Here is a 19,860-nt window from a genome sequence, read left to right as displayed (position 1 = left end):
GCGCCGGCACGACCTGTGTGTAAACGGGCTTCTCCAAAACCTTTCTTTTCCTACGCCAGACTACGAACGTGGCAATAGCCTTGTTGCCCCAGGCAAGCTTCTGCCTTTTCTAATCATCCCCGTCTGAGGGCGCCGTTTATGCCGCTCTCAATCGGTGGTGGGCAGTGGCAATTCATTCCTTTCAGTCGGAGGCGGTCTCGCGCGGTGCGCGAATGCTCCGCACTGCGCTTGGACCCGCCATAGCGCGTTACCTTGAAGACGAGGCGATCGTCGAGGTGATGCTAAACCCGGATGGCCGGTTGTGGATCGACCGGCTATCAGGCGGATTAATCGATACAGGTGAACAGCTCTCTGCCGCGGACGGAGAGCGCATCATCCGCCTGGTGGCCCATCATGTCGGTGCCGAGGTTCACGCCGCTGCGCCTCGCATTTCTGCCGAGCTCCCCGAAACCGGAGAGCGGTTCGAAGGCCTGCTGCCGCCTGTCGTGGCTGCCCCGGCATTTGCCATCCGCAAGCCCGCGGTCGCGGTATTCACGCTCGACGACTACGTTGGCGCTGGCATCATGACATCGGACCAGGCGACCTTGCTCCGCAAGGCGGTTGCGGAGCGCAAAAACATTCTGGTTGCCGGCGGTACCTCGACGGCAAAACGACGTTTACCAACGCCCTGCTCGCCGAGGTCGCGAAGACCAGCGATCGCGTGGTGCTGATCGAGGACACTCGCGAACTGCAATGCAGTGCGCCGAACCTGGTTGCCCTCCGCACCAAGGACGGGGTGGTCTCGTTGTCGGATCTCGTGCGGTCCTCGCTTCGACTGCGCCCAGATCGCATTCCGATCGGCGAGGTGCGGGGCGCAGAAGCGCTTGATCTTCTCAAGGCCTGGGGCACCGGTCACCCCGGCGGCATCGGTACCATCCACGCGGGCACGGCGCTCGGCGCGTTGCGGCGGCTCGAGCAGTTGATTCAGGAAGCGGTCATTACCGTGCCGCGCCCCCTGATCGCCGAAACCATCAACGTCATTGCCGTCCTTTCCGGCCGCGGCGCCGATCGTCGCCTCGCCGAGCTCGCTTGCGTGACAGGCCTTGGCGCGACTGGCGACTACAGCCTCTCACCAGCAGGAGATTTCAAATGAACTGTCGATTTCTAACCTTGCGGCACGCCGCTTCCGCGGTTGTCGCCGGAATGAGCGTGCTTGCGAGTGCGCCAGCCTGGGCTGCCGGCTCCAACATGCCCTGGGAGCAGCCGCTCAATCAGATCCTGCAATCGGTCGAAGGGCCGGTCGCGAAGATCATCGCCGTGATCATCATCATCGTGACAGGGCTGACCCTTGCCTTCGGCGATACGTCGGGAGGCTTTCGCAGGCTGATCCAGATCGTGTTCGGACTCTCGATCGCCTTTGCGGCATCCAGCTTCTTTCTCTCATTCTTCTCCTTTGGCGGCGGTGTGGTGATCTGATGGATGAACCGGTCGCAGGCTTTCTCTCACCCGTGCATCGCGCGCTGACCGAGCCGATCCTGATGGGCGGCGCACCGCGGTCGGTAGCCATTGTCAACGGCACCTTGGCTGCGGCGGTCGGGCTTGGTCTGCGCCTCTGGCTTGCAGGCCTTCTCCTCTGGTTCGTTGGTCACATGGCGGCGGTGTGGGCGGCCAAACGCGACCCGGCCTTCGTCGAAGTCGTGCGCCGTCATTTGCGTATTCCCGGACATCTCAGCACCTGAGCTCGCTCCATGATGAATCTTGCCGAGTACCGCCGATCCAGCACTCGTCTTGCCGATTTCCTGCCCTGGGCAGCCCTGGTCGATGAGGGCATCATCCTCAACAAGGATGGTTCATTCCAGCGGACTGCCAGATTCAGGGGGCCGGACCTCGATAGCGCGGTACCGGCGGAGCTCGTTGCCGTGGCGGGCCGCCTGAACAATGCGTTGCGCCGTCTGAGATCCGGCTGGGCCGTCTTTGTTGAAGCGCAACGCCATTCGGCAGGCGCCTATCCGCCGAACACTTTTCCAGACGTGGCGTCCGCGCTGGTTGAGGCCGAGCGCAAGGCGCAGTTTGAGGAAGAGGGCGCCCACTACGAGTCGAGTTATTACCTGACCTTGCTCTATCTGCCGCCGGCAGAAGACGCGGCCGGGGCGGAACGGCTTCTCTATGAAGGCGGCAATCGCACTCCGAGCGCGGACGCGTGCGAAGTGCTCACCGGGTTCATCGACGGAACCAACCGCGTGGTGCAGCTCGTCGAAGGGTTTATGCCGGAATGCGTCTGGCTCGATGATCAGGAGACGCTGACTTACCTGCATTCGACGATCTCGACCAAGCGGCATCGGGTCCGTGTGCCGGAGATCCCGATGTATCTCGACGCGCTGCTGGCCGACCAGCCGCTGACGGGTGGTCTCGAGCCGATGCTCGGCGATGCACACCTGCGCGTTCTGACCGTGGTCGGGTTTCCGACAGCGACCACGCCCGGGATTCTCGATGACCTCAACCGCCTGGCGTTTCCGTACCGGTGGTCTACCCGGGCGATCATGCTCGACAAGACGGATGCCACAAAGCTCCTCACGAAGATCCGGCGCCAATGGTTCGCCAAGCGCAAATCGGTCGCAGCGATCCTGAAGGAGGTGATGACCAACGAGGCATCCTCGCTTCTCGATACCGATGCCCACAACAAGGCGATGGATGCCGATGCCGCACTTCAGGAGCTCGGCGCCGACCAGATCGGCCAGGCCTTCGTCACGGCCTCCGTCACCGTTTGGGACGCCGATCCGCGCGCGGCCGATGAAAAGTTGCGGCTGGTCGAGAAGGTTATTCAGGGGCGCGACTTCACCTGCATGATCGAGACTGTGAACGCTGTCGAAGCCTGGCTCGGCAGTCTGCCTGGACATGTGTACGCCAACGTCCGGCAGCCGCCCATCTCAACGCTCAACCTGGCGCACATGATTCCGCTATCGGCGGTGTGGGCCGGGGAGGCGAGGGACCTTCATCTCAAGGCTCCGCCTCTCTTCTATGGCAAGACCGAAGGGTCGACACCCTTCAGGTTCTCGCTTCATGTGGGGGACGTCGGCCACGCGCTTGTGGTTGGTCCGACCGGTGCCGGCAAATCGGTCCTGCTGGCCCTGGTGGCGCTCCAATTCCGCCGCTATCCCGCCTCGCAGGTCTTTGCGTTCGATTTCGGCGGCTCGATACGGGCGGCTGCGGTCGCGATGGGCGGTGACTGGCACGATCTTGGCGGCGCGCTGTCACAAGATGCGACCCAGCCGCTTGCCCTGCAGCCGCTCGCATGGATCGACGACCCCTCGGAGAGAGGCTGGGCCACGGAGTGGGTCGCGTCCATCCTCGCCCGCGAAAGAGTCGAGATTACGCCGGAGGCCAAGGACCATCTGTGGTCGGCGCTAACCTCTCTTGCCTCCGCACCTCGTTCGGAGCGGACGCTGACGGGACTGTCAGTGCTACTCCAGTCGACGGCTCTGAAGCGGGCCCTGCAGCCATATTGCCTTGGCGGCTCCTGGGGCCGGTTGCTTGACGCGGAGTACGAGCGCCTCGGCGACGCTTCCGTCAAGGCCTTCGAGACCGAAGGGTTGATTGGAACGGGCGCGGCGCCCGCAGTCCTGGCCTATCTATTTCACCGCATTGGCGACCGGCTCGACGGCAGGCCGACGCTCATCATCGTCGACGAAGGCTGGCTTGCGCTTGATCATGCCGATTTCGCCGGACAGCTCCGCGAATGGCTAAAGACGCTGCGCAAGAAGAACGCGTCCGTCGTCTTCGCCACCCAGTCGCTATCCGACATTGATGGCTCGGCGATTGCTCCTGCCATTATCGAGAGCTGCCCGACGCGACTGCTGCTGCCGAACGAACGGGCGATCGAGCCTCAGATCGCGGCGATCTACCGTCGCTTCGGGCTCAACGATCGCCAGATCGAGCTGTTGAGCCGGGCAACCCCTAAACGCAACTACTACTGCCAGTCCCGCCGCGGCAACCGGATGTTCGAACTCGGCCTCGGCGAGGTCGCACTGGCTTTGACCGCGGTCTCCTCAAAATCCGACCAACTCGCGATTGACCGAGTCCTCGCCGAGCATGGCCACGAGGGCTTTGTGCCGGCTTGGCTTCGCCACCGCGGCGTCGGCTGGGCCGCGGATCTCATTCCCAACCTTGAGAACCTGGAGAAGTCGCAATGAGCCGTCGCCGATTGACCATGGCCGTCAAGATCCTTGCCGTATCGCTGTTGGCCGCAGGCTCCGCGCGGGCGCAGTGGGTCGTCTTCGATCCCAACAACTACGTCCAGAATGTTCTCACCGCGGCGCGCGAACTGCAGCAGATCAACAATCAAATCACCTCGTTGCAGAACGAGGCGCAGATGCTGGTCAATCAGGCGAAGAACCTGGCGAGCCTGCCATACTCCTCGCTTCAGCAGCTCAAGGCCTCGATTCAGCGCACCCAGCAGCTGCTGGCCCAGGCCCAGCGCATTGCCTACGACGTGCAGCAGATCGATAGGGCGTTCGCGATCAGCTATGCGCCGGCAACCAGCAGCCATTCTAATGCAGCGCTGATCGCGGGTGCGCACGGGCGCTGGCAGAACTCGGTGGCGGCGTTTCAGGATGCGCTCCGTGTGCAGGCCGGCGTTGTCGGCAACCTCGACACCAACCGCATTCAGACGTCGGCCCTCGTGAGCTCAAGCCAGAATGCGAGTGGCGCCCTGCAGGCAACGCAAGCCGGCAATCAGATCCTAGCTCTCCAAGCGCAGCAGCTCGCAGATCTGACCGCGGCCGTGGCGGCGCAGGGCAGGGCTCAATCGCTCGAATCCGCACAACGCGCGGCTGCTCAGGATCAGGGGCGCGAGCAGCTTCGGCGCTTTCTGACGCCCCGCCAGGGCTATCAGTCCTCCAACGTGCAGATGTTTCATTGATGAGTGACGTAAGGGCCTTCAGAGCGATGTCGCTGGCTATCACCGCGCTCGTCGGAACGGCGGCCATCGTCGCCTGCACGATCCAGCTGCGCGGGCCCGGCAATGAAATGAGCCCGACACCATCCCGCTCGAAGGCGAGCAATGCGCTCGAATCGGATCTGGGGCGATGCCGTACTGTGACCTCTGAGCAAGCGCCCACTTACGAACATTGCCAAAGGATCTGGGCCGAGAACCGTCGGCGGTTCTTCGGTCCAAGGGCAAGCACGGAGAAGCCAGCTGAAGGCGATCCAGGCGGCGCGCCGTCGTCGTTGCCGCCCAAGGACCAGAGCCGGCTGCCGCAGGGCTATCCCTCCATCGCGACGCCCAGGGGGGGTGATCAATGACGGGTACCAGAGTCATCGATCATTTCCTCGAAACCTTCACCCGCTACATCGACAGTGGTTTCGGGCTCGTCGGCGGTGAGGTTGGCTATCTCGCGACCACGCTGGCGGCCATCGACATTACAATCGCGGCCTTGTTCTGGAGTTGGGGCGCGGACGATAATCTCATCGCGCGGCTCGTCAAAAAGACCCTCTTCGTGGGTGTCTTCGCCTACCTGATCGGGAACTGGAACAATCTCGCCCGCATCGTCTTCGAAAGTTTTGCCGGTCTCGGGCTGAAGGCGTCCGGCACGGGCCTTTCGGCCGTTGATTTCGTCCGCCCCGGGAAGATTGCGCAGGTCGGCCTCGATGCCGGCCGGCCGATTCTCGAGTCGATATCGAATTTGATGGGCTACATCAGCTTCTTTGAGAACTTCGTCCAGATTGTTGTTTTGCTGTTCGCATGGGCGGTCGTCTTACTGGCGTTCTTCATTCTGGCGATCCAGCTGTTCGTCACCCTGATTGAATTCAAGCTGACGACGCTTGCGGGCTTTGTGCTGATTCCCTTCGGCCTGTTCGGCAAGACTGCGTTTGCGGCCGAACGGGTTCTTGGCAACGTCGTCTCGTCGGGCATCAAGGTCCTGGTGCTGGCCGTCATTGTCGGCATCGGCTCTACATTATTTTCCCAATTCACCTCCGGGTACAATGGCGGCCAGCCGACCATTGAAGACGCGATGACCTTGATTTTGGCCGCGTTGTCGTTGTTGGGTCTCGGCATCTTCGGTCCGGGTATTGCCAATGGGTTGGTTTCGGGCGGGCCGCAACTTGGAGCAGGCGCCGCGGTCGGCACGGGTCTTGCCGCCGGCGGCATTGTTGCAGCGGGAGCCGGTCTCGCCGCTGGCGGCGTCGGGCTCGCCGGGGGAACGCTCGCAGGAGCGGCGCGAGGAGGCAGCGTGATTGTAGGCGGAGCAACTGCTGCCTACCGGAGCGATGGTGTTCTCGGCGCTGCCGAGGCGGGCTCTTCTGCAGCAGCCAGTCCACTGCGCCGCGTCGCGGCGGCTCTGGGCGGCAGTGCCCAATCTGTCACCCAGGCGACAGGTGGCTCGGCCCAAGGCCCACCGGGTTGGGCGCAGCGCATGAAGCGCAGTCAGGCGATCAGCCATGGCGTGTCGGCCGCAAGCCACGCCGTTCGATCAGGCGATCACGGTGGGGGTGGTAGCTCGGTCGATCTCTCCGAGGGCGGGCGCTAGTCGCCAGAGAATTCTGTTTCGTTAGGGGAATGCCGATGTTCAAGAGGACTTCAGTTCACTACGGGCGAACGCCCGCGCCGGTGACGCCATATCAGAAGGCAGCCCGGGTGTGGGACGAGCGCATCGGATCGGCGCGCGTGCAGGCGAGAAATTGGAGACTGATGGCGTTCAGTTGCTTGACGTTGTCGTGCTGTCTGGCCGGAGGTCTGGTCTGGCAATCAACGCAGGGCACGATCACGCCGTGGATTGTCGAGGTCGATCAGATTGGCCAGGCCCAGAGAGTGGTGCCGGCCAATTCGGAGTACGACCCGACCGATTCACAGATCGCTTATCATCTGGCCCGCTTCATCGAGGACGTTCGCGGTCTGCCGGCAGATGGCATCGTCCTCCGCCAGAACTGGCTAAGGGCTTACGACTTCACCACTGATCGTGGTGCTGCTGCGCTGAATGAGTACGCCAGGAGCGATGATCCGTTTGCCAAGCTCGGAAAGGTGCAGATCTCGGTTGAAGTCTCAAGTGTCATCCGGGCGTCGCCGGACAGTTTTCGTGTGGCGTGGGTCCAGCGCACGTACGACAACGGATCCCTGGCGTCGACCGAGCGCTGGACCGCCATTCTGTCGGTGGTCATCCAGACACCGCGCGACGCCGATCGGCTGCGCAAAAACCCGCTCGGAATCTATGTGAACGCGATCAATTGGTCGAAGGAGCTGGGACAATGAGTTCGAAGGCCTTCGATCCCCACGCAGTCGTAGCCAGAGCGACGTCGCAAACAAAGAGTCGCGTTCCGGCGATCGTTCTTCTCACCTGTATGCTTGGCGGTTGCTCAACGTTCGTCCCGCCTGAAATCGCTTACGACGCCGAGGTGCCGCCGTTGGCGCCAGCGCCAGCCGATGAGCGGCCGCGTCCGATTCATATTCCGCCGACATGGAAGCCGGCTCTGGGCGGCAGATCAGGAGTCAAAGAAGACGTCGAGCCGGTGACCAGGATCGAAGCGGCTAATAGCGCCGCGCGGGTTGAGCCGCGGAAGCGCGGATATTTCAACGCGGCTCAGATCTATAGCTTCAGCGCCGGCGCGCTCTATCAGGTCTATGCGGCACCGGGGCAGATTACGGACATCTCGCTGGAGGAGGGCGAGCGACTGGTCGGCTCCGGGCCGATCGCTGCCGGTGATACCGTGCGCTGGGTGGTGGGTGATACCGAGAGCGGGAGCGGTGACACGCGCCGCGTCCATGTTCTGGTCAAGCCCACCCGCGCCTTGATCGAAACCAACCTCGTCATCAATACCGACCGGCGTACGTACTTGATCGAGCTTCGTTCGCGCGAGAAGCCCTATATGCCCTCTGTGGCCTGGTATTACCCGGAGGAGAGACAAGGGAAGGCGCGATCGTCACCGCTGACGCCGGTTCTGCCCGATCCTTCGCAGCGCCGCCTCCGCTATACCATAGAGGGTGACACTCCGCCCTGGCGCCCACTAGCGGCCTATGACGACGGGCGAAAAGTCTATGTCGAATTCCCGCAGGGCATCGTTCAAGGCGAGATGCCGCCGTTGTTCGTCCTGGGGGCTGATGGCAAAACTGAACTCGTCAATTATCGCGCTTACGGCAATTTGCTGATTGTCGATCGATTGTTCGCCGCCGCTGAATTGCGTTTGGGAGGCGAGCACCAGCAGAAGGTCAGAATTGTCCGGACCGATGGGAAGCCGTCATCATGAACGCTCGGCGCCAGCAGGGGAGCCAGCCACGGGCTGAGGCGCAAACTTCCGACGAACTGGCGACGGAGTTCCGGCTGAGGCCTGAATATCCACGCGTGACCCGCCTTTCGCGAAAGGTCCTGTTGGCGGGGAGTGCGCTGGGATTGATCATTGTCGCTGGAGCGGTCCTGTGGGCCCTCCAGAGCAACAGGACAGCGAGTTTCAGGCCGGACGAGCTCTATAGCACCGAGCATCGCAATATCGCGGAGAGCATTACCGCGTTGCCGCGCGATTACGCCGGCATCCCCCGCCAGGTACCGCAACTCGGCCCGCCGCTGCTCGGCGATCTTGGTAGACCGATCTTGTCCGCTCAGGGACAGTTCCCGACATCAGCCGCCGGCGCGCCCGACCAGGAGCAGCAGCGCCGGGATCAGGAAAGGGAAGCGGCACGCGTCAGCCGTCTGTTCTCATCGACGAACGTCCGGGAGACCTCGGCCGCCAGCACTCAGCCGCCAGCAGGCGATCGGGGCCTCCCACCGGCGACAAGATTCGACGATGACGATGGATTCGGGCCGAATGCGCAGGATCGAAAGCTCACCTTCGTCAACGCTCCGGTCGATCGCCGCACCACCAGCCCGGATCGTATCGCGAAAGCAGCCTCACCTTATGCGGTTCAGGCAGGGACGGTGATTCCCGGCGCACTCATCACGGGCATTCGCTCGGATCTGCCGGGGCAAATCACGGCACAGGTCACCGAAAATGTGTATGACACGCCGACGGGGCGCTTTCTGCTGATCCCACAAGGCGCGCGTCTGATCGGTACCTCCGACAGTCAGGTTACATTCGGTCAGTCGCGCGTGTTACTCGTTTGGACCCGGCTGATCATGCCGAGCGGTCGTTCGATCGTGCTTGAGCGGCAGCCTGGAGCTGATGCCGCAGGTTATGTAGGTCTGCAAGACGAGGTCGATAACCGCTGGGGCGAATTGTTCAAAGCGGCCGCGCTATCGACATTCCTGGCTGTCGGCACGGAGTTGGGTGCGGGCTCCGATACCAATAGCGACAACAGCGCAATCATCCAGACATTGCGGCGCGGTGCCGCCGGCTCACTGAATCAGACCGGCCAGCAGGTCGTTCGGCGCAGCCTCAATATTCAGCCGACATTGACCGTCCGGCCGGGCTTCCGGGTCCGGGTCATTGTCAATCGCGATCTCCGTCTCGAGCCCTACAGAGGATAGCAACCATATGGCGAAGCTGAAAATTACAGCGCTTCCGGACGATAAGCCGGTCAAGGTGACCGCGGAATTGCCGGCATCGGTCCATCGGGACCTCGTCGCGTATGCAGACGCCCTGGCGCGCGATACCGGTCACCCTGCTGATCCGACCAGATTAATCGCGCCGATGCTGGCGAGGTTCATGGCGACAGATCGTGGATTCGCCAAACTGCGACGTCTAGCTCAGTCGCGCGACGTAGGTGTCGGATAGCGTTCAGTCAATATGTCCAAGAAATTGAGCAACACCGGGTTCTCGTTGTCAGCTCTCCTATGAGCACAGAAGTCTACTCGACTTGGCCCAGTTCCGTCTCGTAACTCTCGGTACACCAGCCCGGCGAAACTCGCGCCGACGTCTGACTCCATTACGAGACTGACGCCCATTCCTGTACTGACTAAGCTCTTGATGATACCGCGACTGACGTCATGCCACTCAATCTTGGGACGGTCCTCAGGAAGCGAAAGCTTTGATGTCAACAAGTCCTCAAGTTCGCGCCCAGGGTCGTATTGGCTTAGGAGAACGGTTTCATTTCGAAGGTCCGTCCAAAAAACGGTCTCTCGAGCTGCCAATGGATGGTCCGCAGGCATTGAAACCATGACGCGCTCACTCCAGAGCATGAGACTTCTACAGTCAGCTGACGACAGGCGCCCAGGAGTGATAATTACGTCGAGCGTCCCGCTACGAAGCGCGCTGACCATTCGAAGGCGGGAACGCTCCATGGTTGCCAGCTCAACTTGCGGAAAGCGCTTCTTAAATTCTACTAAGCTGGCGCGCAGGTTCCCGGCCGACATCGATGTACAAAAACCAATGGCCAGTCGACCAACCTCGCCATCGCCGCTGGTTCGCCCGATTACGACCAAAGTGTCGACTTGCTCAAGGATCATCTGTGCGATTCGTAGGATCCGGCGTCCAGCAACAGTTGGCACAACGCCTCCGGTTGAGCGCTCAAACAGAGAAACTCCCACTAGGTGTTCAAACTGTTTGATCGAGCGACTTAACACGGAATGCCGAACGGTCAGGAGGTCAGCCGCTTGTCGAAAGCTTCCGCAGTCGGCCGCAGCTACAGCCGATCGTAGATGATGCAGGCTAATGGCCATCGCTTTAATAGCGCGCGTCATGCTGTTCGCCTATCTAATGTGGAGGGCCCCGGGCAGGAGTCCTAGCCGACCTTCAGAACCGGTTCCCAAAGGATAGGTGACTGAAGCCTTCCCGGACTACGAACTCGGATCAGGCAATCCATCGAGATTTCAAGATAGCCGGCAACGGCTAATGTGCTTCCCAATGTCCTCGGCTGCCCGACGCGACGAAGGGGCCACCCCGCGCGACGCAGGATGCGCTCCATACGAGCATCCGTCACCGTGATGATACCCGTGAGCCGCCGCGAAAGGCCAAACTCGATCATGCCTGCGAAGAGCTCGTAGGTAGCGCTGCTGAGCCCCTTCACCGCAGTATGGGTATCGAAATCAACATCAAGCGCGAAGCGGCTGCTTTCCCAAATGGATCGGTCGGGTTCGAAGGGACTTCCATCGAGTAACGAGGGGAAAGTATCTCGCAGCATGATCGGACCAACGGATGGAAGAAGTCGTACGCAGCCCTGAATGCGGTAGTTGCTTGCGCGCTGAATCAAATACACAGGATGGAGCGCGTCGAACTCATCGACCTCCATATCCCCGCTTGTTTGGACGTCCCAATCTAGTCGCTCTTTGAACACGCGGTACCTCAGCCGATGCATTTCCGACAGATCTTCTGCAAACGCTCCATACAAATCCGGTGTGATTATCTGCATCATCCTAGGTCTCCAAGGCGATTGGCACTGGAGTATTGAAGCGATACATTGCGGATCACAACCTCCTTAGATCCGGAGGTGCGTCACCAGTTTTCTACGATTATAAGGATCGGTTTGCCGCCGCTATACGGGCGACCGCCTGTATTGTCGACCTGACGCCAAGCTTTGCCTTCGCGTTTTCGAGGTGGAAGGCTACGGTGTGCTGAGATATTCCCATAATCCGACCCGCTTCCCATGCAGACTTGCCTTCCGCTGCCCACTTCAGACATTGGATTTCGCGCCGTGACAGAGTAGCACCACCTATGCTGACGTCAGGCGCTAGTTTGCGGCGCACATGAGCGTGGAAGGACATGGCCATCAGCTGCAAAGCCCACATCTGATTGTCTATCGTGCGCTCGAACGAAGCACGGCATTCGTCGGTTGCAAACGTAACGGCTGCAAAGGCCCCTTCGCTGTCATGAACGGGTATAGTGAATCCGCAGCGCAGGCCAAATTTGGCTGCTTCCTCGAACATCTCTCTCTCCTCATCCGACCTCGTCGCGGGACCAAGCCCTTCCCCCCATCGAAATGGCTCTGGGCGACGAAATGCCTGAGCAAGGACGGGATCGATGCGCTCATAGTTTCGGCGCAAGTAATGGGAAGTCCACGTTGTCGGATAGCTTGAGATCAACAGCGGTGTGGCACTTCCTGTCCGGGGTGGCGCAAGATATGCGAACGAGCAGAGGTCGAGGGCCGAGGCTGCTTTTGCCATAGCTTGTCTCAGGTCATCAGGACTCTTGCTCTCCACCAGCCTGTCAACGAAAGCTTGAAAAGTGCATCGCATAGGCGCACCTGTTTGCGCTTGAAGGGCGATCTCGGCGGTCAGAACGACCAACTGCTCTTTGGCCATCCTGCTCGGGATTAACTTGCTCCTCACTGCGGCCGAGGATATGAGCAGCCGATCTTCCAAGCTGCACTAGGATATCGATCAATTCCTGCTTAGCGTGCAAGCCGCCGAACGAAACGGCTCAGATCTGCATCAGCTTCCTGCTCCCGGTAGCTTTGAAAAGTAGGCTTCGAATTTGCCTGGGGTACCGTCAAACGCGGCGGCATCAGGTAAGGGGTCTTTCTTTTCGGTAATATTAGGCCAGAGGGCCGACATCTCCGCGTTCAGCACGCCGAAGATGGCGGTAGCGAGCGGAAGCCTGATCTTGCCGACCATTTTCGCGCTCTTCGATGACATCCTTCCCTGCAAAGTGGCCACACTTCTTGGGAGCCACTTGATCCTCCAACCGAATCGCATTGGCGCCAGCTCGCTCGAGCGTGCGCACCGTTTGGCGTACATTGATCGCATTCCCGAATCCGGTGTCCGCATCAACGATCAGGCAGTTCGATTGAATCACGTACCGCGGCGGTATGGGAGGCGATGTCGTTGAGGTTAATAAAACCCACGGCGGGGATGCCGTAGAAGTTGTTGGTCAACCCGGCGCCGCCCAGATAGACCGCCTTGAAACCCATGGACTCAATGACTCGAGCCGCGAGTGCATTTCCCGCGCCGGGCACGAGCAATTCGCGACGAGCCTCTAGATGGTCGCGCAGTGCTTTTCCGAGTTCTGCTTGGGCCATTGGGTTCGTTCCTAAAAACTTGTTGAAGGAGAAGAGGGGCCGGTTCCGCGCTCGGATCCGGTCGCATCGCAGTCACCCTCATTTCAATTGGGTTTGATTTCGGCCTTCTTGATCACTTGGGCATATCGCCCGACTTCTTCGGCCAGATGTCGCTCGAACTGTTCCGGTGTACTTGCCACGATCTCGCCGCCGGTCTTGCTAATCGACTCTCGAACATCGTCCGCATTTAGAACTTGGACAGCTGACTGGTTCAACTTCTTGACGACATCAATGGGCATCCCACGCGGGCCCAAGAGACCAAACCAGTTGCCTGTTTCAAAGTTCGGGAGTGTGGACGCCATAGTAGGCAGATTGGGCAGAACGCTGGAGCGCTTCTCCGAAGTCACCGCCAAGCCGCGCAGCGTGCCGGCTTCCATATGGGGTTTGACGGTTGCCAGATTGGCAAAACTGAATTGGACCTCTCCAGTCAGCAATGCCGTCGTCGCCGGCGCGCCGCCCTTGTACGCAACGGAGATCACCTTTGCGCCAGCCTGCTGCGCGAACATCTCGGCGGCGATGTGGCTCGTGGTTCCGATGCCGCCGTGCGAAGCACTTAGCCCAGAGCTATTCGCCTTGGAGAGTCGCACTAGGTCAGCGACCGACTTTGCGTTGGAAGATGCTGGCACTGTCAACACGAGCGGCTCGGACGCCGCCAGGATGATGGGCGTGTAGTCCTTGCGCGCATCGATCTTGAACTGCGATGCCATCAGCGTGGAGTTCACAGTGATCGCAGCAGAGGCGAACAGAAGTGTGTATCCGTCCGCGGGGGCCTTCGCGACAAAGTCCGCGGCGATCATGCCGCCAGCGCCGGGCCGATTTTCGACGATGAAGGGCTGCTTCAGCTGGGTTGCAAGTTTGGTGGCAAGCATACGAGCCACACCGTCAGTCATTCCACCGGGCGCCCAAGGCACGATGATGCGGACTGGCTTGTCCGGCCATCGCGCCTGAGCGAAACCGGAAAGCGGAAGGATGCACATGGCCGCGAGAGCTGCCAACTTCTTGATCATGATCTAATTCCTGGACAGTTAATGAGCCGCTGCGTGCGGCGCCGCGCCTTCGTGGGGCAGGCAGAAGGCATCAAGGGGAGCGGTCGGCGGATGGGAATGTCTATGTCTCCTTCGCTTGTTTTTCGTCCTTGCGGACGTTGGATGCCGCGCTGCTCGGGTCCAACCAACCCTCGATTGGGTTTGTGTGCTGGAGGCGCTTCTGCAGGTGGCGGTCAAGCGCGTTGGCCGCAGCCTCAAGCGGCTTACACGGATCGCATGCGACTTTGGCCTGCGCGGCGTGTCGTTTCCTCAAGTTCACGCAGCGTTTGCGGCAGCACTCCGCCGTGCCGCAACGACTGCAGTGCTGCCTGCGTGTCGACCTTGACGATCAACTGAAAGGCTTGCGAGCTTCCATCGCCCCTCCGGACGACAAGCGTCACGCCCGCGGTTGGTTTGAGCTCGCAGTCCAGACCCAGGATGTCCAACTCCTCGGAGCCGTCTAGCGCGAGGTCACGGCGAGTCAGACCCGATGTGAACTCAAGGGGCCAGATGCCCATGCTGATCAGGTTGTTGCGGTGGATGCGCTCGAAGTTTTCGGCAATCACGGACCTGATCCCCAGAAGCGCGGTAGCCTTCGCCGCCCAGTCCCGACTGGAACCGGCCCCGTACTCCTTGCCGGCAACTACCACGAGGGGCACATGACGCTTGTCATACCGCATCGCCGCATCAAAGACGGGGAGGACTTCGCCCTCCGGCTGGATCCGCACATAGCCACCCTTGATGCCTTGGGGGGCCAAGAGCTCGTTTACAAGTCCCGGGTTGCTGAAGCCGCCACGAATCATCACTTCGTGATTGCCTCGTCGCGTATTGAACTGATTGAAGTCTGCGCGGCGGACTCCATGCGCCCGCAGGTACTGGCCCGCCACACTGTCCTCTGAGATAGAGCCCGCAGGGGAAATGTGGTCCGTTGTGACCCGATCGCCAACGACAAGAAACACGCGGGCGCCGTAGATATTCTCAGCAGCCGGCTTGTCCATCTTCATGCCGTCGAGGTACGGCGGACGGCGTAGGTAGGTGGATTTCCCTGACCAAGCGAAGAGTGACGATGAGACGCCGGTCGACACAGTGTCCCAAAGGATGCGACCTTCATGGTTGTCAGAATCGGCGCGGGCGAATAGTTTGGGCCCTATTACGGGCGCGAGCGCATCGTCGATTTGCTGCTGGGTTGGCCAGATGTCGGCCAGGAACACCGGCGTATCATTGCGGCCGACAGTGATAGGCTCTCGCTCGAGGTTGCGTCGTACTGTTCCTGCCAGTGCGTAGGCAACAACGAGCGCAGGCGAAGCTAGGTACGCCAGCTTGACGCTGGGATGCACGCGACCTTCGAAGTTCCGATTGCCTGAAAGCACGGCAGCGCCGAGCAGTCCGTATTCCTTCACGCACGCGTTGACACGATCGTCGAGTTCGCCGGAGTTTCCGATGCAGGTCATGCAGCCGAAGCCAGTCACGTGAAATCCGAGGGCGTCAAGATCCGCCTGCAGCCCTGAGTCCGCGAGATAGCCCGCCGTAGGGCGTGAACCGGGGGACAACGAAGTCTTGACCCACCAGGGAACGGTCAAACCGCGTTGCCGAGCGTTGCGAGCCAGTAGGCCGGCACCTGCCATAAGTTGAGGGTTGGCCGTGGTCGTGCAAGACGTGATGGCCGCAATCAGGATGGCGCCGTCTTCGGGACGCTCGCTTTCTATCGGCACCGAGACCGGGGCATCGCCGCGCAGACGCTTGATCTCGGCGGACACGCTGGCTGGAACAAATCCCAATGCGACGCGTTCCGCTGGATTGCGGGGCCCGGCCAAGGTTGTTTCAATGCCAGAGAGGCTGGACGCCGACGACGAGGCCGCATTCACCCGAGTCATTGTCGGATTCACCGAGTCGGCGTCCTTTAGCCCGATCGTGGCGAGCGTGATGACCAGGTTCCGCCAGTCTTGGCCAAACGTGATGTTGGTCCTGGAAGAAGATCTTTCGGAGACATTGGCTGGAGCGGTCGAACAGGGCCGGTTGGACCTCGCATTCGTACGGCCGCCAATCCGCACACCCAACCAACTCTCTATCGACGCGCTAGGTGACGAACCCATGGTTGTCGCTATGCCGCGCGAGCATCGATTCGCACAGCGTTCTTCGGTCAAACTTCGCGAACTGGCGGCCGAGGACTTTGTCCTTCGCCGTCGCACCACGGGTCTGCAAGCCGCCATTCTCTCTGCCTGCCGGGAGGAAGGCTTCTCACCTCGGATTACCCAACAGGCACCGCAGCTTTCGACAATCATCAACCTCGTGGCCGCCTCGATGGGGGTTGCAATCGTCCCCGAATGCATGAATAGCGTCCGGCCGGAGCGGGTGGTGTTCGTGGCGATTTCCGACCTAGGCGTGCGTGCGCAGCTCGGCCTTCTTCGTAAAAAGGGTGGGAGTCACGTCGTACAGCGCTTCATGGAGGTCGCGCGCTCGGCCTCCCATCAGTCCCCACCGCGTGGACGCTCAGGGGGATCAGCCAAGTAGTCAGAGCGAAAAGGCCGCAAAATGGACACGAAGCCTCACCGGCCTCCAGCGGTGGGCAACACACAAGTGTCCGCCGCATCAAGCTGCGGAGTGGATACCAGAATTCTGAACGGGCGTTGCAAGAGGGACGCAACGCTTAGATCAGTCATGTTCAGCGCAGTCGCTGGGAATATCGCCGTGCTTCTAGCCAACTCCGTGGTCGCCTTCAAGAAGTGGCCACGTTTGCAGCCCGTTGTCCGGTTTGGCTGACACCGTCTAGCGGTGAATTTTGGTTGGGTTGCGGGATCCAAAATGCGCCGCGCCGGTCACCGGACACGCTGCGCGCGCCTGCGTGCTCTTGTAGTGTCCGCGATGCGTCCGTTAATGCGGCAGCGTCAGCCGCTGGAGTACAGCTTGTGGCCCTCCGGGTAGATGCAGCAGTCGTTTTGCGCATCCACGAGGAAGTCCTCGGGCCTGCAGCGAGGCTGGCCGCCGCAGCCAACGCGCTTCTCCACGCACGCCGCATCGCACGTCCCAACGTGCTGGGATCGACGGGATGTGAGCTCTTGGCGCCGGGCCAGGCGACCACCTGTCCCGACATGACGAGCCGGTTACGCCCGCGGTCCCTTGGCCGCATAGAGTTCGCGCTCGGCGGCCGCCATAGCGAGCCGCAGTCGGGAGCGCCCCGCGCGGGCAGGTGATTCACGCCGCCCCAGGCCACCGTCACGATCTTGGAAGACGAGTTCAGCGCGTGCAGCATGCCGAGTTCGCGGAGCGCTCGCCGCACATTCTCGCCGACGAGCTCGCAGCCCTCCGCATCGGTGTTCGGCAGCAGCAGTGCGATTCCTCGCCGCCGTAGCGGGCCGCGAGGTCGGGCGGCCGGCGGACCTGCGCGGAGAGATCCGCGCCAGCGCGCGCAGGCAGGCGTCGCCGGTCTCGTTAGAAACGTCAGCGGACGCGCTCCGTCTCGGCCACGAAGCCGGGAAGGGACATCGACCGGCAATCTTTCCGCCAGATCAGCGCAATCTCGGCCGAGAGCCGGTCGCCTAGCGCCAAGAAGCGAAGATCGACCGCGCCGACCCGCGACATCGAGGCTGGGACGATAGCCACGCCGGCACCGGCGGCGACTAGGCGCAAGGCGGATGGGATCTTCGTGACGATTTGGCTTTCGCGAGGCGTGAAGCCTGCCCGTTCACAAGCCGAGATGATGGTATCGGTGAGGCCAGGCCGCACGCGCCGGTGATAGAACACGAACGGTTCGTCGCGCAGGTCGGTCAGCCGGACGGTGCGGCGCGCCGCAAGACGGTGGCCCTTGGGGATGGCTACGACCAGCGGCTCGCTGGCAAATGCCCGCCGCTCCCAGCCGTCGTCCGTCGGAAGCGGAGGTCTGATGAACGCGGCGTCTAGCCTGCCTTCGCGCAGGAGTGAGACGAGGGCGACCGATAGTTGCTCCTCAAGGACGAGTTCGACACCGGGATAGCGCTGTCGGAAGCGCAGGAAGCAGGCGACGACGCGCGGATGGAAAATTCCCGTCTCCGTAAAGCCGACCCGTAGCCGACCGGCGTGTCCCGTGCCGATGCGCCGGGCCTCGTCCACCGCGGCGGCGAAGGCGTCTTCGATGGCGCGGGCGCGGGCCACGAAGGCGTGGCCGGCTTCCGTCAGCACCGCGCCTCGCGGCAGACGCTCGACGAGCGCTGCGCCGATCTCATGCTCCATGTCGCGGATCTGCTTCGAGAAGGGCGGCTGCGCGATTCCCACCCGCTCCGCTGCGCGGGTGAAGCTGCCTTCCTCGGACAGGGCGAGCAGATATCGGAGATGCCGGCGCTCCATGCCATACCTTAAAGATATAAATATGGTATCTGCAAGATATTTTACATACAGGTGGCGGGACGTTAGTGACTCCGACAACGAAGAGGCCGGCTGGTCGCGCAATATCCCGCGATCCTCTTGAAGCCGGGACCTTGGCCAACACCGATGGGAGGAGGAGACATGGCGTCCCACATCAGCAACGTGCGACCGAAACCCGCTCAGGTCCTGACCGACATCGCCGACTGCGTCATCGGCTACCAGATGAAGAGCGACCTCGCCTACGCAGCGGCGCGCAACTGCCTTATCGACACCCTCGGCTGCGGCCTCGAAGCGCTCGAATATCCTGCCTGCCTCATGCTGCTCGGACCGGTCGTTCAAGGCACCGTCGTGCCAAACGGTGCGAAGGTGCCCGGCACGCAATTTCAGCTCGACCCGCTGCAGGCCGCGTTCAACATCGGCGTGATGGTCCGCTGGCTCGACTTCAACGACACGTGGCTTGCGGCGGAGTGGGGCCACCCCTCAGACAACGTTGGCGGCAGCATCCTCGCGGTCGCAGAGTGGCTCTCACGCACGGCGGTCGCCGCCGGCCGGACCCCCCTGAAGATGCGCGACGTCCTCACAGCGATGGTCAAGGCGCACGAAATCCAGGGCTGCATCGCGCTGGAGAACTCATTCAATAAGGTCGGCCTGGATCATGTCGTTCTGGTCAAGGTCGCCACGACCGCGGTGGTCGCGCAGATGCTCGGGCTGACGCGCGACGAGATCATCAATGCCGTCTCGCTGGCGTGGGTGGACGGGCAGAGCCTTCGCACCTATCGCCTCGCGCCGAACACCGGCAGCCGAAAGTCGTGGGCGGCAGGCGACGCAACCAGCCGGGGGGGGCGCCTTGCACTGATCGCGAAGACCGGCGAGATGGGCTACCCGTCGGTTCTGACGGCGAAGACGTGGGGTTTCCACGACGTGCTGTTCAAGGGACGGCCGTTCGAATTCCAGCGACCCTACGGCTCCTACGTCATGGAGAACGTGCTCTTCAAGATCTCCTTCCCGGCAGAGTTTCATTCGCAGACCGGCGTCGAAGCCGCGATGTCGCTGCACGGCGCCCTCAAGAAGGCCGACAAGACCACGGATGATGTCGAGAAGATCACGATCCGCACGCACGAAGCTTGCATCCGGATCATCGACAAGCAGGACCCGCTGAACAACCCGGCCGACCGCGACCACCGCATCCAGTACATGGTGGCGGTGCCACTGATCTTCGGGCGGCTCACGGCTGCAGACTACGAAGACCGCGTGGCCTCCGACCCGCGCATCGACGCGCTGCGGGCGAAGATCGTCTGCGTGGAGGATCCGGCGTTCACGAAGGACTATCACGATTCTGAAAAGCGCTCGATCGCCAACTCGCTGACCGTCCGGTTGAAGGACGGCACGACCTTGCCTGAGGTCGTCGTCGAATACCCGATCGGCCACAAGCGGCGTCGCGGCGATGGGATTCCCCTGCTGGAAGCCAAGTTCCGCACCAACCTGGCCCGCAAGTTTCCGGCCAAGCAGCAGGCGGCCATCCTCGACGTCTCCCTCGACCAGGCGAAGCTCGAGGCGATGCCGGTCAACGAGTACGTCGATCTCTACGTGATCTGAGGGGGC

General features: G+C 61.7%; 21 protein-coding genes and 1 pseudogene. 13 read left to right on the top strand and 9 right to left on the bottom strand.

All coding sequences use genetic code 11. The features are described from left to right. Positions 1 to 212: 212 nt before the first annotated feature. The 11 genes and pseudogenes from trbB to WN72_RS32990 all read left to right on the top strand — a co-directional run bounded on the left by trbB (position 213) and on the right by WN72_RS32990 (position 9,678). Positions 213 to 1,132: pseudogene (gene trbB, locus WN72_RS33040) on the top strand (P-type conjugative transfer ATPase TrbB). 50 nt (positions 1,133 to 1,182) lie between these two features. Then, positions 1,183 to 1,455, top strand: a complete 273-nt coding sequence (locus WN72_RS33035; protein ID WP_244553990.1) for a TrbC/VirB2 family type IV secretion system protein — start codon at positions 1,183 to 1,185, stop codon at positions 1,453 to 1,455. After that, complete coding sequence (locus WN72_RS33030; protein WP_092219914.1) at positions 1,455 to 1,718, top strand: VirB3 family type IV secretion system protein; 264 nt, start codon at positions 1,455 to 1,457, stop codon at positions 1,716 to 1,718. Before WN72_RS33035 ends, WN72_RS33030 begins: the two co-directional genes overlap by 1 nt. Before the next feature lie 9 nt (positions 1,719 to 1,727). Next, a complete protein-coding gene (gene trbE / locus WN72_RS33025) occupies positions 1,728 to 4,169 on the top strand; it encodes a conjugal transfer protein TrbE (RefSeq protein WP_092219915.1) in 2,442 nt (813 codons plus the stop codon). A 17-nt stretch (positions 4,170 to 4,186) separates the two neighbouring features. Next, entirely contained in the window at positions 4,187 to 4,897 is a 711-nt protein-coding gene (trbJ, locus tag WN72_RS33020; protein ID WP_244553980.1) for a P-type conjugative transfer protein TrbJ, read from the top strand. 26 nt (positions 4,898 to 4,923) lie between these two features. After that, positions 4,924 to 5,280, top strand: a complete 357-nt coding sequence (trbK-alt, locus tag WN72_RS33015; RefSeq protein WP_244553981.1) for a putative entry exclusion protein TrbK-alt — start codon at positions 4,924 to 4,926, stop codon at positions 5,278 to 5,280. Further along, complete coding sequence (trbL, locus tag WN72_RS33010) at positions 5,277 to 6,506, top strand: P-type conjugative transfer protein TrbL (protein ID WP_092219921.1); 1,230 nt, start codon at positions 5,277 to 5,279, stop codon at positions 6,504 to 6,506. Before trbK-alt ends, trbL begins: the two co-directional genes overlap by 4 nt. A 35-nt stretch (positions 6,507 to 6,541) precedes the next feature. Beyond that, positions 6,542 to 7,225, top strand: a complete 684-nt coding sequence (trbF, locus tag WN72_RS33005) for a conjugal transfer protein TrbF (protein ID WP_092219985.1) — start codon at positions 6,542 to 6,544, stop codon at positions 7,223 to 7,225. An 89-nt stretch (positions 7,226 to 7,314) separates the two neighbouring features. Continuing rightward, the gene (gene trbG, locus WN72_RS33000; RefSeq protein WP_244553991.1) at positions 7,315 to 8,217 is read left to right on the top strand and encodes a P-type conjugative transfer protein TrbG; all 903 of its coding nucleotides are present in this window, start codon (positions 7,315 to 7,317) and stop codon (positions 8,215 to 8,217) included. Further along, positions 8,214 to 9,431, top strand: coding sequence for a TraB/TrbI/VirB10 family type IV secretion system protein (locus tag WN72_RS32995; protein ID WP_092219924.1), 1,218 nt, complete (start codon positions 8,214 to 8,216; stop codon positions 9,429 to 9,431). The genes trbG and WN72_RS32995 overlap by 4 nt, the downstream gene beginning before the upstream one ends. Positions 9,432 to 9,438: 7 nt before the next feature. Then, positions 9,439 to 9,678, top strand: a complete 240-nt coding sequence (locus WN72_RS32990) for a DUF2274 domain-containing protein (protein ID WP_092219926.1) — start codon at positions 9,439 to 9,441, stop codon at positions 9,676 to 9,678. Here the strand turns inward: WN72_RS32990 and WN72_RS32985 are convergent. The 8 genes from WN72_RS32985 to WN72_RS32955 all read right to left on the bottom strand — a co-directional run bounded on the left by WN72_RS32985 (position 9,651) and on the right by WN72_RS32955 (position 15,734). Beyond that, positions 9,651 to 10,583: a LysR family transcriptional regulator gene (locus tag WN72_RS32985; protein ID WP_092219928.1), complete on the bottom strand. Its 933-nt coding sequence runs from the start codon at positions 10,581 to 10,583 to the stop codon at positions 9,651 to 9,653. The genes WN72_RS32990 and WN72_RS32985 overlap by 28 nt on opposite strands. A gap of 41 nt (positions 10,584 to 10,624) precedes the next feature. After that, the gene (locus WN72_RS32980; protein ID WP_092219930.1) at positions 10,625 to 11,254 is read right to left on the bottom strand and encodes an acyl-homoserine-lactone synthase; all 630 of its coding nucleotides are present in this window, start codon (positions 11,252 to 11,254) and stop codon (positions 10,625 to 10,627) included. Positions 11,255 to 11,351: 97 nt separating this feature from the next. Then, complete coding sequence (locus WN72_RS32975) at positions 11,352 to 12,074, bottom strand: LuxR family transcriptional regulator (protein WP_092219987.1); 723 nt, start codon at positions 12,072 to 12,074, stop codon at positions 11,352 to 11,354. A gap of 195 nt (positions 12,075 to 12,269) precedes the next feature. Further along, positions 12,270 to 12,452: a DUF3470 domain-containing protein gene (locus WN72_RS32970; RefSeq protein WP_167381147.1), complete on the bottom strand. Its 183-nt coding sequence runs from the start codon at positions 12,450 to 12,452 to the stop codon at positions 12,270 to 12,272. Then, positions 12,373 to 12,561, bottom strand: coding sequence for a hypothetical protein (locus WN72_RS47145; protein ID WP_347341973.1), 189 nt, complete (start codon positions 12,559 to 12,561; stop codon positions 12,373 to 12,375). Before WN72_RS47145 ends, WN72_RS32970 begins: the two co-directional genes overlap by 80 nt. A gap of 43 nt (positions 12,562 to 12,604) precedes the next feature. Next, entirely contained in the window at positions 12,605 to 12,856 is a 252-nt protein-coding gene (locus WN72_RS47140) for a beta/alpha barrel domain-containing protein (protein ID WP_244553983.1), read from the bottom strand. Between the two features lie 83 nt (positions 12,857 to 12,939). Beyond that, positions 12,940 to 13,902 (bottom strand): Bug family tripartite tricarboxylate transporter substrate binding protein, encoded by a 963-nt coding sequence (locus WN72_RS32960; RefSeq protein WP_092219934.1) that lies wholly within the window; start codon positions 13,900 to 13,902, stop codon positions 12,940 to 12,942. Positions 13,903 to 14,144: 242 nt separating this feature from the next. Beyond that, complete coding sequence (locus WN72_RS32955; protein WP_167381149.1) at positions 14,145 to 15,734, bottom strand: aconitase family protein; 1,590 nt, start codon at positions 15,732 to 15,734, stop codon at positions 14,145 to 14,147. Between the two features lie 10 nt (positions 15,735 to 15,744). Here WN72_RS32955 and WN72_RS32950 point away from each other — a divergent pair, with 10 nt between their 5' ends. Beyond that, complete coding sequence (locus WN72_RS32950; RefSeq protein WP_092219989.1) at positions 15,745 to 16,431, top strand: LysR substrate-binding domain-containing protein; 687 nt, start codon at positions 15,745 to 15,747, stop codon at positions 16,429 to 16,431. A 927-nt stretch (positions 16,432 to 17,358) separates the two neighbouring features. Here the strand turns inward: WN72_RS32950 and WN72_RS32945 are convergent. Continuing rightward, positions 17,359 to 18,240 carry a LysR family transcriptional regulator gene (locus tag WN72_RS32945; protein WP_092219938.1) on the bottom strand — a complete coding sequence of 294 codons (882 nt, stop codon included), beginning with the start codon at positions 18,238 to 18,240 and terminating at the stop codon, positions 17,359 to 17,361. Positions 18,241 to 18,399: 159 nt separating this feature from the next. On the opposite strand from WN72_RS32945, the gene WN72_RS32940 reads away from it, so the two are divergent. Further along, positions 18,400 to 19,854, top strand: coding sequence for a bifunctional 2-methylcitrate dehydratase/aconitate hydratase (locus tag WN72_RS32940; RefSeq protein ID WP_092219940.1), 1,455 nt, complete (start codon positions 18,400 to 18,402; stop codon positions 19,852 to 19,854). Positions 19,855 to 19,860: the final 6 nt, after the last annotated feature.

Origin of the sequence: Bradyrhizobium arachidis, assembly GCF_015291705.1 — a bacterium.
GTDB classification, from domain to species: Bacteria; Pseudomonadota; Alphaproteobacteria; order Rhizobiales; family Xanthobacteraceae; genus Bradyrhizobium; species Bradyrhizobium arachidis.
Note: the sequence above shows the minus strand (reverse complement) of the source record. Positions and strands in the feature narration are given on the sequence as shown.

Excerpts from the sequence above, each read along its gene's own strand:
- WN72_RS33035 (WP_244553990.1), top strand. The coding sequence starts at position 1,183 with ATGAGCGTGCTTGCGAGTGCGCCAGCCTGGGCTGCCGGCTCCAACATG.
- WN72_RS33030 (WP_092219914.1), top strand. The coding sequence starts at position 1,455 with ATGGATGAACCGGTCGCAGGCTTTCTCTCACCCGTGCATCGCGCGCTG.
- trbE (WP_092219915.1), top strand. The coding sequence starts at position 1,728 with ATGATGAATCTTGCCGAGTACCGCCGATCCAGCACTCGTCTTGCCGAT.
- trbJ (WP_244553980.1), top strand. The coding sequence starts at position 4,187 with ATGGCCGTCAAGATCCTTGCCGTATCGCTGTTGGCCGCAGGCTCCGCG.
- trbK-alt (WP_244553981.1), top strand. The coding sequence starts at position 4,924 with ATGTCGCTGGCTATCACCGCGCTCGTCGGAACGGCGGCCATCGTCGCC.
- trbL (WP_092219921.1), top strand. The coding sequence starts at position 5,277 with ATGACGGGTACCAGAGTCATCGATCATTTCCTCGAAACCTTCACCCGC.
- trbF (WP_092219985.1), top strand. The coding sequence starts at position 6,542 with ATGTTCAAGAGGACTTCAGTTCACTACGGGCGAACGCCCGCGCCGGTG.
- trbG (WP_244553991.1), top strand. The coding sequence starts at position 7,315 with ATGCTTGGCGGTTGCTCAACGTTCGTCCCGCCTGAAATCGCTTACGAC.
- WN72_RS32995 (WP_092219924.1), top strand. The coding sequence starts at position 8,214 with ATGAACGCTCGGCGCCAGCAGGGGAGCCAGCCACGGGCTGAGGCGCAA.
- WN72_RS32990 (WP_092219926.1), top strand. The coding sequence starts at position 9,439 with ATGGCGAAGCTGAAAATTACAGCGCTTCCGGACGATAAGCCGGTCAAG.
- WN72_RS32985 (WP_092219928.1), bottom strand. The coding sequence starts at position 10,583 with ATGACGCGCGCTATTAAAGCGATGGCCATTAGCCTGCATCATCTACGA.
- WN72_RS32980 (WP_092219930.1), bottom strand. The coding sequence starts at position 11,254 with ATGATGCAGATAATCACACCGGATTTGTATGGAGCGTTTGCAGAAGAT.
- WN72_RS32975 (WP_092219987.1), bottom strand. The coding sequence starts at position 12,074 with ATGCGATGCACTTTTCAAGCTTTCGTTGACAGGCTGGTGGAGAGCAAG.
- WN72_RS32970 (WP_167381147.1), bottom strand. The coding sequence starts at position 12,452 with ATGGTCGGCAAGATCAGGCTTCCGCTCGCTACCGCCATCTTCGGCGTG.
- WN72_RS47140 (WP_244553983.1), bottom strand. The coding sequence starts at position 12,856 with ATGGCCCAAGCAGAACTCGGAAAAGCACTGCGCGACCATCTAGAGGCT.
- WN72_RS32960 (WP_092219934.1), bottom strand. The coding sequence starts at position 13,902 with ATGATCAAGAAGTTGGCAGCTCTCGCGGCCATGTGCATCCTTCCGCTT.
- WN72_RS32950 (WP_092219989.1), top strand. The coding sequence starts at position 15,745 with ATGCCAGAGAGGCTGGACGCCGACGACGAGGCCGCATTCACCCGAGTC.
- WN72_RS32945 (WP_092219938.1), bottom strand. The coding sequence starts at position 18,240 with ATGGAGCGCCGGCATCTCCGATATCTGCTCGCCCTGTCCGAGGAAGGC.
- WN72_RS32940 (WP_092219940.1), top strand. The coding sequence starts at position 18,400 with ATGGCGTCCCACATCAGCAACGTGCGACCGAAACCCGCTCAGGTCCTG.